Raw genomic sequence first — 14,263 nt, 5'->3', positions numbered from 1 at the left:
GATCGACATGTCAGGCCAGTCGGCGACGAGGGATCCGGCTGCGGTGCAGTTCGGCGAGTCAGCGGGGCGCGGCGTCGGCCCTCCGACCGGGGCGGCGGCCGACCCAGGCCTGCTGACCCCGGTCCCGGCCGTCCGCCTGTCGCCCGCGCCGACCGCCACCCCGCCGGTGCGGGCCGGTCTGGACACGACCGCCGTCCTTCCGTACGCCAGTTCCCGCGCCTCGAAGCGGACGCGCTGGCTGCGGGCGTGGATGCTGACCGTTCCGGTCGACGTGGCGGCGCTGCTCACGCCCCTGCTGGTGACGCAGAACTACTGGCGCGGCACGCTGGCCAACGCCGCGCTCGCGGTGGCCGTCTTCGCCACTGGCGGGCTCTACCGGGCCCGCCGTCACCTGAGCATCCTCGACGAACTGCCCAGCCTCTGCGGGCGGCTGCTGGCCTGCGGCGCGGTGGTGGCCATCATCGCCGCCTACCGCCACGACTCGGTGCCGTACGTCAGCGGGTTCATGCACGGCGTCGCGCTCTCCGCGGTGCTGGTCATCGTCGGCCGGGCCGTCACCCGGAAACTGATCATCATGGCCCGGCGCCGGCGTTGGCTGGAGCACAACGCCATCGTGGTCGGCGGTGGTCCGGTCGGTGTCGAACTGGCCCGGCTGCTGCGCCGCTACCCCCAGTACGGGTTGCGTTTCGTCGGCTGCGTCGACGTGCCGTCCCGGCAGGACGCCGGAGGGCTGCCGCTGATCGGCACGCTGAACGACCTGGAGCACCTGGTCCGGCTGCTGGACTGTGACGTCCTGGTGATCGCCGACCCGGACTGTCCGGAGTCGACGGTGATGGAGTTCCTGCTCCGTCCGCTCAGCGCGCGGTGCGACCTGTGGGCGGTGCCGCGCCTGTGGGGTTCCCGGTCCCACGGAGGCTACCCGGACCATGTGGGCGCCATCCCGATCGTGCAGATCGGGGACACCACGTTGAGCGGGCCGCGGTGGGCCGTCAAGCGCGCCTCCGACGTGGTGCTCGCCGCGCTGGCGCTGCTCGTGCTGAGCCCGTTGCTGCTGCTCTGCGTGCTCGCGACGTTCCTCGACGGTGGCCGGGGGGTGTTCTTCTACCAGGAGCGGATCGGCCGGTACGGCAGGCCGTTCAAGGTGGTGAAGTTCCGCTCGATGCGGCCGGTGGACGAGCACGAGTCGCAGACCAACTGGTCCATTGCGCACGATCGCCGGGTCGGCCCGATCGGCCGGTTCATGCGGCGCACGTCGTTGGACGAACTGCCCCAGCTGTGGAACATCCTGCGTGGGGACATGAGCGTGGTCGGCCCCCGGCCGGAACGGCCGTACTTCGTGGAGAAGTTCTCGGCCGAATACCCGAACTACGCGATGCGGCACCGGGTCCCGGTGGGGTTGACCGGGCTCGCGCAGGTCAGTGGCCTACGTGGGGACACGCCCATCTCCGACCGGGCGCGGTTCGACAACTACTACGTGGAGAACTGGTCGCTCTGGCTGGACATCAAGGTCGTGCTGCGTACGGTCGCGGAGGTGTTCCGCGGCGGCGGCGGCTGACCGGCGTCGGCCCGCACCGGCTCACCGAGCGCGACCGCCCGCAACACCCGGGCGTGCCCGGCCAGGGACTCGTCGGGTGAGAAGAGTGCGGTCGCCTCGTCGCGCAGCCGCTGTCGGGCGCTCGCCCAGGCGGCCCGCTCCCGGATCATCGACGACATGGCGGCGACCAGTTCCGGACGGTTGCGCTGCGGCCGGTACCGGAGGTCGTTGATCACCTGCCAGTCGACCAGTTCGGCGTCGCCGGCCGGGTTGGCGACCAGGTGGCCCCGCCGGCCGCCGGCCAACTGCTCGCGGGCGCCACCGACGTCGGGCAGCACGACGGGGATCCCGGCCACCAGTGCCTCCATCGACGCCAGCGACCAACCCTCGAAGAAGGAGTCGAGGACGAAGGCATCCGCGGCGGCCAGCAGGGCCGACGGGTTGGCGCAGTGTCCACGGAGGTGGATCCGGTCCGCGCCCGGCAGCGACGCGGCGGCCTGCCGGGTCTGCTCGTAGTACATCGGGTCGTCGTTGGCGCGACCGGCCACCAGCAGGTGCGCGTCCGGATGTTCGGCCGCCACGTCGCCGAACGCGGTGACGAGACCGAAGGTGTTCTTCTGCAGGCAGTACCGCGCCAACGAGACGAACAGGAACTCGTCCGTCAGCCCCAGCGCCGCGCGGGCCAGCGTCCGGTCGACGAGCGGGACGCGTGCGCCGTCCACGCCGTTCGGCACGGTGATGACCTGGTCACCGGGATAGCTGGGAACGCGGGTGAGGTACTGCTGCCGGACGAGGTCGCTGACCGCGACCTGGGCGGCGATCCGCTGCGCGCGCCGGCTCTCCGGCTCCCAGGAGGCCGGGTGGTAGAAGCGGTGCATGTCGTGCAGGGTTTCCACCCACGGCACGCCGGCCTCGCCGGCGGCGTCGAGCAGCCAGTCGCGGGCGTTGTGCGCGCTGATAACGTCGGGCCGCCAGGACCGCAGCCACTGGCCGGCGTCGGCCGGCGTGAGCTGCTGGGTCGCGACGCCTTCGGCGGCGAGGGCCGACGCCAGGCGACCACCCTCGCCCTCCTGCCCGGGCAGCCGCTTGTCGGAGTAGACGACCACCGTCTCGAAGCCGTGGGCGGGAAGCCGGCGGGCGAGGAACGCCGCCACCTCCTCGGCGCCACCGACGTCGAGCACCCCGGCGGCGATGGCGCAGCGCACCGGCCGGTGCCCGTTGACCTCGACGGTGGGCGGCGGACCCGGCGGGCGCGGGTCGGCGGTGGCCGGCCGGAGCGCCACCAGGTCACCGCCGCCCCGGCCGGGAACCAGCGGGACCGACCAGTCCTCGCTCGGCAGCGTGGTGGCGCTGCCGGGATCGGTGAGCTGGCGCAGGGTCCGTCCGGCCAGCCGGCGCAGCGGCGCCGGCACGACGTGGGCCTGGCGCTGCGCCCAGAGCGTGAGCCGCAGCGCGCGGCGCGAGGTGCCGGTCATTGCGGAGTGCCCTTCTGTAGACCCGGGAACGGGGAGTCCTGTCCGCGCCGCGGCACGGATGAGCCGGTCGGCCGGGTGGGCCGGCCGTCCGGCCCCCGACGCAGGAACTGGGCGACGATCCCCGCCGCGAGGCCGGCCACCAGCGGCCACCGGCTGGTCTCGGACAGGAACGGCGCGGTCATCACGCACAACGGCGTGATCAGGCAGAACGCCGCCGCCGACCGGACGATGCCGTCGGCGTCGGGGTCGCGGAGGGCACGCAACGCCAGCAGCGCGGCGGCGGCCAGGAAAAGGACCACCAGCAGGGGCGCCAGCGGACCGTATCGCAGCCAGACCTGCAACAGTTCGTTGTGCACGTAGACCCGCTCGGCGTCGTGGGCGGCCAGCCCCGGGAGCTGGGGCGCGAGCGGACCCACGCCGGTCCAGGGGTCGGCCCGGACATAGTCCCAGCCGAGGCGCAGATCGCTGAGGTGCCCGCTGGTGGACTCCGCCTGGTGTGCCGCGCTCTGCTGGGCGGGCGGCGTCGGCGCGGGCCGGCTGGGCGGCGGGGTCGCGGCCGGCGTACCGGCCGGGGTGCCGCTCGGGTCCGGCCGGACGTGCGAGGTGGGCGCGCCACCGCCACCCGGCTTCGCGCCGGCACCTGGCTTGCCGGTCGCGGCCGGCGCCGGGCTGGTGGCGGGCTTCGGGTTGCCGTTCGGCGGGCGGCTCGCGGCCGGCGCGGGGCTGCCGTTCGGCGCGCCGCTGGACGGCGCGGCACCGTTCGCCCCGGGTCCGCCGCCCGCGCTCGGCGTGGCGTTCGGGGCCGGCTCGGCGGTCCCGGCCGTGAAGCTACCGACACTGCGCAGCCCGAGGTCCGCGGCGAAGCCCGGCGCGGCGAAGACCACCACCGCCACCACGGCGGCCGCGAAGGCGAGTTGCCGCGCGATCAGCCGCCACCGCCGCCAGGTGAGCACGAGAACGACGACGAGGGCGACCACGGCGGCGAGCCAGACGCTACGCCGGAAGCTGATCAGGACGAGCAGGGGGGCGGCGGCGGTCACGCTCAGGTGGCGCCAGTCCCAGCGCCATCCGCCCTGCCCGAGCAGCCCGATGAGCACCGCCGCGGCGATCGCCGGCAGCGCCGAGTCGTAGTAGACGAAGTAGGCGCTGAGCCGGTCGTCAGCGATTTCGCCGAGCGGGATCGCGACGGCCGCCGCGACGAGCAGCCCCACCAGCGCCGCGCCGACCGCCGGGCGCAACGAGGTCCGGTCGTCCCGCAACCGCCCCATGCTCAGCCCGACGGCGAGGCCGAGGAGCAGGAGGACGAAGGGGCGCGAGTTCTGGTTGACGGCGGAGAAGACCGACTGCCCGGCAAGCAGCCCGACCCCGCTGCTCACCACGACGAGCGCCGCGGCGAGCCCGAGCAGCAGGCCGCCGGCCGACCGGAGGCGCGGACGCTGCGCCGGCCACCACCGGGCGGCGGCCGCGAGCACCGCGGTCAGCACCAGCGGCAGGATGACCGGGATCTTGCCCGGCCCGAAGTATCCCTGGTAGCCGAAGGTGGTCAGCACGCCGAAACGTCCGTTCGGCTTGATCTCCTGGGCGAGCACCGCCACCAGCACGAGGCCGGTCACCGGCAGCCGCAGCAGCAGCACCGGGAGGGCGAGCGCGACCACGAACCCGACGGGTGTGGGCACCGTCCAGGCGAGGTACGCGGCCGACAACGCCGCGACCGCGCAGGCGGCCCAGCCGAGCGGGCGGCGCACGATGGCGGTGAAGGGCTGGGCGGCGCGGGCGAGCCAGCCGGACACCCGCACGGCGGACCGCTGTTGCTCCGCACCGGCCCCGGGACGGGATGCGTCCAGGGTCAACCCGGGCTGGTTCTCCCCCGCGTCCGTGTCCGGACCAGTCACCGTTCCTCTGGAACCCATCACTGCCTTTGCCCCGAGATCGGGTCCCGATCGGCCGTCGTTGACCCGGAACCCCGCCGACAGAAATGCCGAGCCGGTTGCCGTGACAGTCGCGGGACGACCACAGCGAGAGCAGCCCTGTGACCAGGACGGCCGTGCAATGTGGTAGGTCGAACATCACGGCGCGGCGGCCGTCGCGGCACACAGTATCAGGAAAGGCGACCAGGGTCGCCCGCCTGATGGGCAGGGCCGGAAGGGGGTACGCCGGCGATGGGGCGGGGCCGCCGTCCGAGGCACACTACGATGTCCCCAGGCTTCGATCGGATGGCTCGAATGGTGGCAACGTTGCGCGCTCGCGGTCGATGGTCGCCACCCGGCACCGTCATCGGCGTTCGCCCGCCACCGCCGCGCGGGGTCACCCGCCGCGCTCTGCTCGCCACCGCGGGCGCCCTGGTGGTCGCCGGCGAGCTGGTCCTCACCGGCGACACGCCGCGCCGGGCGCGGACCGTGCTGCTGCCGTCCCCGTCCGGCGGCGACGACACCGGCGCGCTCAACGCCGCGCTCCTCGCCGGGGCGGGCGGCCCGGTGCAGGGCCGCCGCGGTGCCCACTACCGGATCAGCGCTCCCCTCGTGGTGCACAGCGGCACCAGGTTGACCATGTCGGGCTGCACGGTGACCCTGGCCGCCGGCAGCGCCTGCAACCTGCTCACCAACAACGCGGTCACCGCCGGCGGCCGGGACCGGGACATCACCGTCGTCGGCGGCACCTGGGTGCGCGCGCACGGGGTCGGCGGGACCGGTCCCGACCTGCACACCCTGCGGTGGCGGCGGGTGGACCGGCTCACCCTCGACGGCCTGACCGTGAAGACCGCCAGCGACAAGTACGCCATCTCCCTCGGCGACGTCAGCGACACCACCGTCACCCGGATCACGTTCGCCGTGTTCTCCGACGGCGTTCACCTGCAGGGGCCCGCCGCGCGGACCACGATCTCCCGGATCCGGGGGTCGACCGGCGACGACACGGTCGCCATCACCCCGCGCGACTGGCAGACCTACGACGACGTGTCCGGGCCGGTGACCGACACCGTCATCGAGGACATCAACGCCGCCTCGCTCGCGGCGCTGGTCAAGGTGCTCGGCGGGTCACCGGAGACCGTGGCGCTGCGCACCACCGTCCGGGGCGTCACGGGCGTTGCCGGCAACAACGTTCTCTGGATCGGGGACGACACCGCCGAGTGGCGCACCACCGGTGGCCGGGTCGACGACGTGACGGTGGAGCAGGTCGCCGCCGCGACCCTGCCCGGTCGGGGTGGGATCGTGCGGATCACCGGCTCGTCCGTGGGCCGGGTGCGCCTTCGCGGCCTGCGGATCGACGGCCCCGGTACGAAGGTGCCGCTGGTTCACGTCACGCCGTCGACCGCCCCCGCCAGGGTGGACGAGCTCACCGTCTCCGACGTCGACGTCGCGCGGCTCGACACCGTCCCCCTGCTGTCGGTGGACCGGAAGGCGAGGATCCGGCAGCTGCGCATGGAGCGGGTGGCGGTCGGCAGCATGACGGCCGGCGCCGTGGTCACCCGGATCGCCGGACAGGTCGACGACCTGACCGTCCGGGCGGTCGACCTGACCGCCACCCGCGACGGTCGTCTGCTCGAGCTGCCGCTGTGGGCGGCGGACGCCGCGGTCCGGCAGGCGACCCTGGCCGAGGTGCGGTTCGCCGGTCACGGTGGCGGCCTGGTCACCGCTCCGGCGCGGACCCACGCCCTGCCCCGGCTGGCCGTCGGCAGCGTGCGGGCCACCGGCGCGGACTGGCTGGTCGACCTCAATACCGAGACCGAGCTGCTGCTGTCGGACGTGACCATCGACGGCGCCGGCGGCATCGCCAGCGTGCACCGCTCGGGCGCGGTGGTGGTCCGCGGCGACGGGCTGCGTTCCGGGCCGGGCTCGCGGGGCGTGGCGATCGCCGCCGGCGGCTCGGTGGTCTCCTACGCGCCGGAGCTGGCGGTCGACGTCAGCAAACTCGCCCGGGTCGACGGCAGCCGGGCCACGAACACCAACGCCCACCTGTCGTGCGGGATCGGCCCGGTGGTGTGCACCGGGCTGACGTGGCAGCACGTCGAGACCGGCGCCACCTACTGACGGCGCCGGCGCGGGTCACAGGGCCTTGGGCGACAGCACCCGTCTCAGGTCTGCCAGGGTGATCGCCCGCGCGGCCAGCACCGCCGTGCCGAACAGGCCGGCGGCCAGCCCCGCCTCGACCGGCCACGGCAGCCGGACCAGCCACAGGACGAGGACGGTGAGGGCGCCGAGGAGCAGGACGCTCGCCATCTGCCGGACGGGCAGCCGCGAGGTCATCGCCCGCGCGGCGAGCAGGCAGGTGGCGGTGCCGATGACGAACTCGGTGCCGGCCGCGACCGCCGCGGCACCCGTGGCTCCCCACCTGGCGCACGCCCAGAACTGGGCCGCGAGGTTGACCACCGCCACCGCGACGGTCAGCACCGCGATCGGCCGTACCACGCCCAGCGCGGAGCAGATGGTCGTGCCGACATAGCCGAGGGTCACCCCGACGAACGCCACGGCCAGCAGGATCAGGGGCGTGACCGCCGGGCCGAAGTCGTCGCCGTAGAGGAACGTGACGAGGGCGGGCGCGAGCGCGATCAGCAGGACCGCGGTACCCACGCCGATCACCGCACCGGTGCGTGCGGCCAGGCTGAGGACCAGCTTCCGGCGGTGGGCGTCCATGGCCGCGCTGGTCGCCACGATCGGTAGCAGCGGGGCGACCAGCATCGCCGGGCCGAGCTGGGCGACGTCGAGGAACTTGTAGGCGGCCGAGTAGTAGCCGACCTCCGCGGCGCCCTGGAGGTGGAACAGGATCACCGAGCCGAGACGGTAGTAGGCCATCACCGCCAGCGCGCTGATCGCGAGGGGCCAGCTGAGCGCGAAGATCCGGCCTGCCTCCGCCCACGACGGGCGGCCCAGCGGCACCAACCTCCGGTTGATCATCACGCCGATGCCGGTCTGCACCACGACGACGGCGACGAAGAACCACGCGAGCAACACGACGTCGCCGCCCGTCCGGGCGATGGTGACGACCGCGACCAGCCAGAGGACGCCCTGGATGAGGGCGAGGACGGACGACACCTCCGGACGGAAACGCGCCGTCGCCCCGGCGGTCAGGATCGACGCCGCGGACAGCGGTGTCGCGATGGCGACCACGCCGATGACCGAGCTGGACCCGCCGAAGAGCCCGCCGGCCGCGGCGACCAGCAGGCCGAGCGTCACCACGAGGGCCACCGACGTACGGATGACCAGACCGGTGCTGAGGATCCGGCCGGCGGACGCCTTCTCCCGGGCGATCCGGGAACTCACGGTGATCGTGGTGCCCATGTCGGCGACCTGTGCCGCCGCCGTGCCCAGGGTGAGCGCGAGGGCGAAGACCCCGAAGCCGTCCGGGTTGAGATAGCGGGCGAGGACGGAGTTGGTCGCCATGCCCACGGCCATGCCCAGCAGCCGCAGGCCCAGGGAGACGGCGGTGGCCATGCTGAGCCCGCGCGCCGACCGGGAGGCCTGCTCCGGCCCGGCCGCCGCGAGCTGCGCCGGCTTGTCGGTCGTCTGTCCGGGCGAGGTCACTGGCCGCACTCCCCGAGGATCCGTTCGTACGCGTCGAGCCAGCTGTCCCGGCCGTGCCGCTGCTCGACGTAGTCGACGCCGCTGCCCCGCAGCGCCAGCAGCGCCGAGGCGCGCTCGGCCGTCAACTCCGACGGATCGTCGAGCACCACACCGCCGCACCGGGCAACCAGTTCCGTCCCGGGATCTCCCCGGAACGCCACGACGGGCAGCCCGCCGGCGGCGGCCTCCAGCACGGCGGTCGGCGTGCCATCGGTCTCCGCGCCGCAGTAGAGGTAGAGGTCGCTGGCGGCCAGGAGGTCGGGTACGTCCTCCCGGTGGCCGGTGAAGTGCACGTCGGGGTTGCCGGCGGCGAGCCGTTCCAGGCGCTCGCGGTCGGGGCCGTCCCCGACGACGAGCAGGGCGCTCCCGCTGGCCACCGCCGCCGCGACGGCCCGGTCGTGGCGCTTGGCGGCGTGCAGCCGGGCGGCCAGCACGGCGACCCGGCGGCCCTGGAAGCGCCCGGGCAGCAGCCGTCGGCGCAGTTCGTCCCGCGTCCCGGCGGGCGGGGCGGCGTAGCGCCGGGTGTCGATCGCGTTCGGGATCACCACGAGCTTGTCCCGGCCGATCACGGGTTCGAGGTCGTCGGCCACCGCGGCGCTGACACAGACCACCCGGGAGACGTGCTCGGCGGCGCGCGCGTAGCCGGCGAGGAGCAGCCGGCCCGCGGGCCCTCCCATCCACCGCCCGTGCTCCGTCCAGACCACCGGCGCGCGACGGGACAGCGGCGCGGTCAGGGCGATCTGTTCCCGCTTGAACTGCAGGTAGTAGATCGAGGCGTCGGCGATGGTCCGGGTCCGGCGCCGCTCGACGGGCACCCGCAGCAGCCCGGTGGCCATCGTCCGGCGCGACCACTTCGGTCCGAGCCCGACGTCCTGTCGGGCCAGGCCGCGCTCGTCCCAGCCCGGGCACTGGCCGTACAGGACGACGTCATGGCCACGGTCCCGCAGCCCCTGGCCGAGCGCGACGGTGTGCGCCTCGGCGCCACCGGCGGTGTCGGAGACCGAGACCATCGTGACGGTCAACCTGGACAATGCGGTGTTCCCCTCAGCGGGTGCGGGTGCGGGTCCGGGCACCGGCCCGGCTCTGCTGGGCGGCGACGTACTCGTGCAGGTAATGGCTGGTGGCGTCGGCCGTTTCGACCGGCTTCGCGCCGCGTTCGTGGGCGGCCACGATCGCGTCCCGGATCGCCGTGACGCTGGTGTCCCGGGCGACGGCGGTGGCCAGCTCGCCCAGGCCGCCGCAGGGCGCCACCGCGGTCGGCACACCCAGCCCGGCCGCGACCGCGAGCACCCCGGACTGGCTGGCGACCTGGTAGGGCGCGACGACGACGTCGGCGGCCGCGACCAGCGCGGTGAACTCGTCGACGTCCAGGTAGCGGTAGGCGGTCGTCACGGCGGCCCCGGTCCGCCGGATCAGCGTGTCGAGGTGCTGGCCCGGTCCGAGGTCCGCGCCGACCACCGCTCCCCGCCAGTCGGGCAGCTGCGCCAGGGCGTGCACGAACAGTTCGGGGTTCTTGTCGGCCCGGACCTGACCCGGCAGCAGGGCCAGCCGGCCGCCGTCCGGCGCCAGCTCGGAACGCCACCGCTCCACCAGCGCCGGCCGCACCGGCGGAGTCCACTGCACCAGCGGGACCCGGACGACGCCGGCCACTCCCCGGGCGAGCAGGCTCTGCCGGTCGGCCTCCGAGTAGACGAGGACCCGGTCGGCGTCCCGCAGGGCGCTGCGCAGTGCCCGGCCGCCACCGGGCGCGTTGGAGCGGACGAAGGTGTTGTGCGGGCTGGCGACGACGGCCGCGTCGCGCAGCCGGGCCACCCGGATCAGCTCCGGAGTGAGCGCGAACATGCCCTGGACGTGGACCACGTCCTGCGGGCCGATCACCCGGCGCAGGTGGGGCAGGGTGCGCAGCAGGTACCGGGCCGAGGTCCGGGCCTGGCGGACCACCCGGTTGACCGAGGCCCGGTGCCAGGTGACGCAGCGGCAGAGGGTGACCTCGGGCGGCGCCGCGTCGCAGTCCGCCGCGGTGTGCACGACCGCGTCCACGCCGAGCGCCGTCAGGCCGGCGGCGACCTCGACGGAGTGGTTGAACACCCCGCCCCGGCCGCCCGACTCGATCAGGTGGACCCGACGGATCACGACGCCGCCCCCTGACCGGCGAGAGCCGAGATGCGACCCACCAGCCCGGCGACCGTCTCGGACCAGCCGAGCGCGGCGCACCGCCGCCACGCCGCCTGCTCCCGCCGGTGCCGGTCGGCCGGGTCCCGCAGCCCGTCCAGGATCGCCTCGGCGAAGGCACGCGAACCGTCCGCCACCCAGTACGTGTCGGCGCCGTGCAGCGCCGCCGGAAGGCCCCGGGCCGCGAACGGGGTCATCACCACCGACCGACCACGCGACATCGACTCGGTCAGCTTCAGTTGCGAGCCGCCGCCGGAGGTGGCGGGGGCGACGGTCAGCGCGGCGCCCGCGTAGGCCGGCGCGATGTCGTCGAGGGTGCCGAGCACGGCCACGCCGGGTGCGCCGGCGAACTCCGCACGGAGCGCCTCGCTGCGCCGGCCGGCGATGACCAGGCGCGCCTCGGGGCGTTCGGCGTGCACGAGTGGCCAGGTCTCCCGGACCAGGGCACGCAGGGCCAGCACGTTCGGCTCGTAGTCGTACGAGGCCAGCGCGAGGACGTAGCCGTCGGGCGGTGAGGGGGTGTAGGGCAGCAGGTCCACCCCGTTCGGGGTCAGCACGACGTCGCGGGACCAGCCGCGCAGCACGTCCAGGTCCGGCTCGGAGAGCGCGACGCAGAGGGCGGCGCGGGCGGCCACCCGGGGCTCCCAGAACGCGGCCTTGGCCGCCTCGGCCCGGCGCGCCACCCGCTGCCAGCCGTGCGCCGACGTCACCAGGGTCCGCAGGCGCCGGCTCTCGATGTTGGCGAACTCGACGACCTGGGGCGCCCGGCGCGCCGCGGGGGGCGCCCACGCGGCCAGGTAGGAGTGCGACCAGTACACCGCGTCGGGCCGGAACTCGGCGCAGAGGGCGCCGAGCGGCTCGGCGACCGGCGCGACATAGTGCCCGCCCAGGTGCGGGCGGCCGGAGGCCCGGGTGCGTACGGCCGGCGGCGGTGCCCACGGCAGCGGGCGGGTCGCGACCGGAGGGTCCGGCTGGCGGGTGCCGTGGTCGGGGAAGGTCACCAGCACCTCGGCGTGGGCGCTCAGCGCCTCGGCGACCCGGGCGGTGCGGATGCGGCCGCCGTGCTGGGCCGGCCAGGGCGGTTCGACGCTGACGACGAGTACCCGCTTCACCGGCCACCGACCAGTTCGGACTCCAGCAGCTCGCGCAGCAATGCGCCGCGGCCCGACCAACCGTGCGCCGCCGCGCTCGCCATCCGGTCGTCGAGCACGGTGTCGGGCACCGGCCGGAGCAGGTCCGGCAGGCGGGCGGGGAAGTCGTCGCCCTCGGCCACCGTCACGTACGGGTTGGTCCGCGCCAGTTCGGTGACCGCCGGTAGCGGGGTGCTGAGCACCGCCAGCCCGGAGGAGAGGTATTCGAAGCACTTCAGGGGGCTGACCCCGCGGGTGTAGTCGTTGATCTCGTACGGGATCAGCCCGACGGCGCAGGTCCCGGCCAGCTCGGCGAGCCGGTCCGGGGTGAGCACTCCGACGTGCCGGGCGCCGAGGTCCTCGAGACGGCGCAGCTCGGCGTCGAAGCTGCCGCCGCCGGCGGCGAGCGGACCGGCCAGCAGCAGCTCGCCGTGCCCGCGCAGGGCGGTGGCGACGGACTCGAGGAGCCGCATGTCGAGCTTGTGGACGGTGAGGTTCCCGGAGAAGAGGACGGCGGGACGCCGCTCGGCAGCCGGCCGGCTCGCCGCCGTGAAGACGGACACGTCCGCCACGTTCGGCAGCAGCTCGACGCGGGGGAATCCGGCGGCGACGAGATGATCCCGGACCGCCGTGCTGGTGGCGATCGCGACGGCGGTGCGGGTCGACAGCGTCCGCTCGCCGCGGGCCACGGCGACGCCGTCCACGCCGGGGAAGGTCGCCAGCAGGTCCACGCAGTGGTAGACGACCACGTCGGCGGCCTCCTCCAGCCCGTACGTGACCGGGGTGAAGGTCCAGAGCACGCGCGGCCGGGAGCTGGTCAGCCAGTCGGCGGTGGCCCGCCGGAGCAGGGCCCGGTTGATCGGTCGGGTGGGCGTGCGGTGCAGCGGCACCACGAGCGGCGACACGATCTGGGCGTTCGCCGGCCGGGGCCGATGGGCCGGCGCTTCGCGGTCACCGACCGCCTTGCGGACCCGCCCGGCCATCCGGACCAGGTCGTCGCGGCTGAGCCGGGGCCGGCGCAGCCCCAGTGACTCGACGAACGTCACCTTCGTGCTGACCGCGAGCTCCCGCGCGACGTAGTGCTGGTTCGTCGCGATCGGGGAATCCCATTCCGCGGTGCCCAACATCAGCACGTTCGCCACGGGCGATGCCGTCCCCATGCAGTAGTCCCCCGCTCGCAGTGCACTGAGCCCGGCACGATTATGCGCGGCCCCGCCCCCGGGCCCAACACCGGAACTCCTACTAGATCCGGGGACGCAGCCGGCCGGCTACCCCTGTTCGGTCAGCCAGGCGGCAACGTTCGCCTGGAAGACCTCGGGGGTGAACCGGCGGGCGTTGGTCATCGCCGCCTGGGCGGGGAGCTTCGCCGCCAGCCGGATCGGCTCGACGTACTCGGCCGGATCGGTGGCGTCGACGAGGAAGCCGGTCTCGCCGGTCACCACCGTCTCCAGCAGCCCGCCGCGCGCCCACCCCACCACCGGGGTACCGCAGGCCTGCGCCTCCACCGGGATCATGCCGAAGTCCTCCAGCGCCGGGTAGAGCAGCGCCACGGCCCCCCAGTACAGCTCGCGGAGCCGTGCCCTGCTGGGCCGGACCTCGAACCGGACCGGCACGTCCACGCGGGTGGCGAACCGGCGCAGGTTCTCCTCCTCGGGACCCCCACCGGCGATGACCAGCGGCAGGCCGGCCGCCGCCGCGATCTCGATCATCAGATCGAAGTTCTTGTACGGGATCCAGCGGCCGACGCCGAGCAGGTACCGGCGGTCCTGGTCGCGCACCTCCGGCGGGGCGGCCCCGAAGTAGTCCACCTCCACCGGCGGGTTGATCACCCGGGCGTCGCGGCCCCAGAAGCGGCGGATCCGGCCCTGCACCTCCCGGGAGTTGGCCGCGTAGCTGTGCACGTGCCGGCTCAGCCGCCGGTCTCCCGCCTGCAGCACGGCACGCATCGGCGCGAGCACCGGGTTGGCGCCCCGCTGGTCCAGGTCCGGGCTCCAGACGTAGCGGGCCGGCGAGTGCACGTAGCTCAGGTGGCGGGTCCGGTCCGGGTCACCGATCCGGACGGTGTGCGCGAAGGCGTGGCTCGACGAGACGACCACGTCGTAGGTCTCGCGGGTCAGGGTCCGCCAGGTGAGCGGCATGAGCGGCAACGCGAGCGCCTTGCTGCGCCGCAACGGCGTCCTCGCCAGCCAGGATTCGCGGATCTCCCGGTCCACCGTCGCGTCGTCGTCCTTCCAGAGGACGAATCGCTGCGCGTGCGGCACCACCTCGGCCATGCTCAGGAAGACCTGTTCGGAACCGCCGGTGGCGCCGAACCACTCGTGGATCAGCGCGACCGAGCGGCCGGCGAGGGGATGGGTTCCGGCGTCCGACATGGACGGGGCAAGGCTCACCGGCGCT

10 protein-coding genes are annotated in these 14,263 nt (G+C 74.5%); 2 read left to right on the top strand and 8 right to left on the bottom strand.

The features are described 5' to 3' along the window. The first annotated feature begins 7 nt into the window (after window positions 1-7). The gene (locus ACIBPB_RS25855; RefSeq protein ID WP_396842050.1) at window positions 8-1,555 is read left to right on the top strand and encodes a sugar transferase; all 1,548 of its coding nucleotides are present in this window, start codon (window positions 8-10) and stop codon (window positions 1,553-1,555) included. Here ACIBPB_RS25855 and ACIBPB_RS25850 read toward each other — a convergent pair. After that, a complete protein-coding gene (locus tag ACIBPB_RS25850; protein WP_396842049.1) occupies window positions 1,471-3,009 on the bottom strand; it encodes a glycosyltransferase family 4 protein in 1,539 nt (512 codons plus the stop codon). The genes ACIBPB_RS25855 and ACIBPB_RS25850 overlap by 85 nt on opposite strands. Then, complete coding sequence (locus tag ACIBPB_RS25845; RefSeq protein ID WP_396842048.1) at window positions 3,006-4,901, bottom strand: hypothetical protein; 1,896 nt, start codon at window positions 4,899-4,901, stop codon at window positions 3,006-3,008. Before ACIBPB_RS25845 ends, ACIBPB_RS25850 begins: the two co-directional genes overlap by 4 nt. Before the next feature lie 321 nt (window positions 4,902-5,222). Between ACIBPB_RS25845 and ACIBPB_RS25840 the strand changes: the two genes are divergently transcribed. Continuing rightward, window positions 5,223-7,034, top strand: a complete 1,812-nt coding sequence (locus ACIBPB_RS25840; RefSeq protein ID WP_396842047.1) for a hypothetical protein — start codon at window positions 5,223-5,225, stop codon at window positions 7,032-7,034. A 15-nt stretch (window positions 7,035-7,049) separates the two neighbouring features. Here ACIBPB_RS25840 and ACIBPB_RS25835 read toward each other — a convergent pair whose 3' ends face one another. The 6 genes from ACIBPB_RS25835 to ACIBPB_RS25810 all read right to left on the bottom strand — a co-directional run bounded on the left by ACIBPB_RS25835 (window position 7,050) and on the right by ACIBPB_RS25810 (window position 14,256). After that, window positions 7,050-8,525: an oligosaccharide flippase family protein gene (locus ACIBPB_RS25835; protein WP_396842046.1), complete on the bottom strand. Its 1,476-nt coding sequence runs from the start codon at window positions 8,523-8,525 to the stop codon at window positions 7,050-7,052. After that, a complete protein-coding gene (locus ACIBPB_RS25830) occupies window positions 8,522-9,595 on the bottom strand; it encodes a glycosyltransferase family 4 protein (RefSeq protein ID WP_396842045.1) in 1,074 nt (357 codons plus the stop codon). Before ACIBPB_RS25830 ends, ACIBPB_RS25835 begins: the two co-directional genes overlap by 4 nt. A gap of 13 nt (window positions 9,596-9,608) precedes the next feature. Continuing rightward, on the bottom strand, window positions 9,609-10,697 hold the full coding sequence (locus ACIBPB_RS25825) for a glycosyltransferase (protein WP_396842044.1): 1,089 nt from the start codon (window positions 10,695-10,697) through the stop codon (window positions 9,609-9,611). Next, complete coding sequence (locus tag ACIBPB_RS25820; protein ID WP_396842043.1) at window positions 10,694-11,848, bottom strand: glycosyltransferase; 1,155 nt, start codon at window positions 11,846-11,848, stop codon at window positions 10,694-10,696. The genes ACIBPB_RS25825 and ACIBPB_RS25820 overlap by 4 nt, the downstream gene beginning before the upstream one ends. After that, window positions 11,845-13,008 (bottom strand): glycosyl transferase family 1, encoded by a 1,164-nt coding sequence (locus tag ACIBPB_RS25815; protein ID WP_396842042.1) that lies wholly within the window; start codon window positions 13,006-13,008, stop codon window positions 11,845-11,847. The genes ACIBPB_RS25820 and ACIBPB_RS25815 overlap by 4 nt, the downstream gene beginning before the upstream one ends. A 126-nt stretch (window positions 13,009-13,134) precedes the next feature. Then, window positions 13,135-14,256, bottom strand: a complete 1,122-nt coding sequence (locus ACIBPB_RS25810; RefSeq protein WP_396842041.1) for a glycosyltransferase — start codon at window positions 14,254-14,256, stop codon at window positions 13,135-13,137. Window positions 14,257-14,263 lie beyond the last annotated feature (7 nt).

Origin of the sequence: Micromonospora sp. NPDC049836 (assembly GCF_044465125.1) — a bacterium.
Lineage (GTDB): Bacteria > Actinomycetota > Actinomycetes > Mycobacteriales > Micromonosporaceae > Micromonospora.
Note: the sequence above shows the minus strand (reverse complement) of the source record. Positions and strands in the feature narration are given on the sequence as shown.

Excerpts from the sequence above, each read along its gene's own strand:
- ACIBPB_RS25840 (WP_396842047.1), top strand. The coding sequence starts at position 5,223 with ATGGCTCGAATGGTGGCAACGTTGCGCGCTCGCGGTCGATGGTCGCCA.
- ACIBPB_RS25850 (WP_396842049.1), bottom strand. The coding sequence starts at position 3,009 with ATGACCGGCACCTCGCGCCGCGCGCTGCGGCTCACGCTCTGGGCGCAG.
- ACIBPB_RS25855 (WP_396842050.1), top strand. The coding sequence starts at position 8 with ATGTCAGGCCAGTCGGCGACGAGGGATCCGGCTGCGGTGCAGTTCGGC.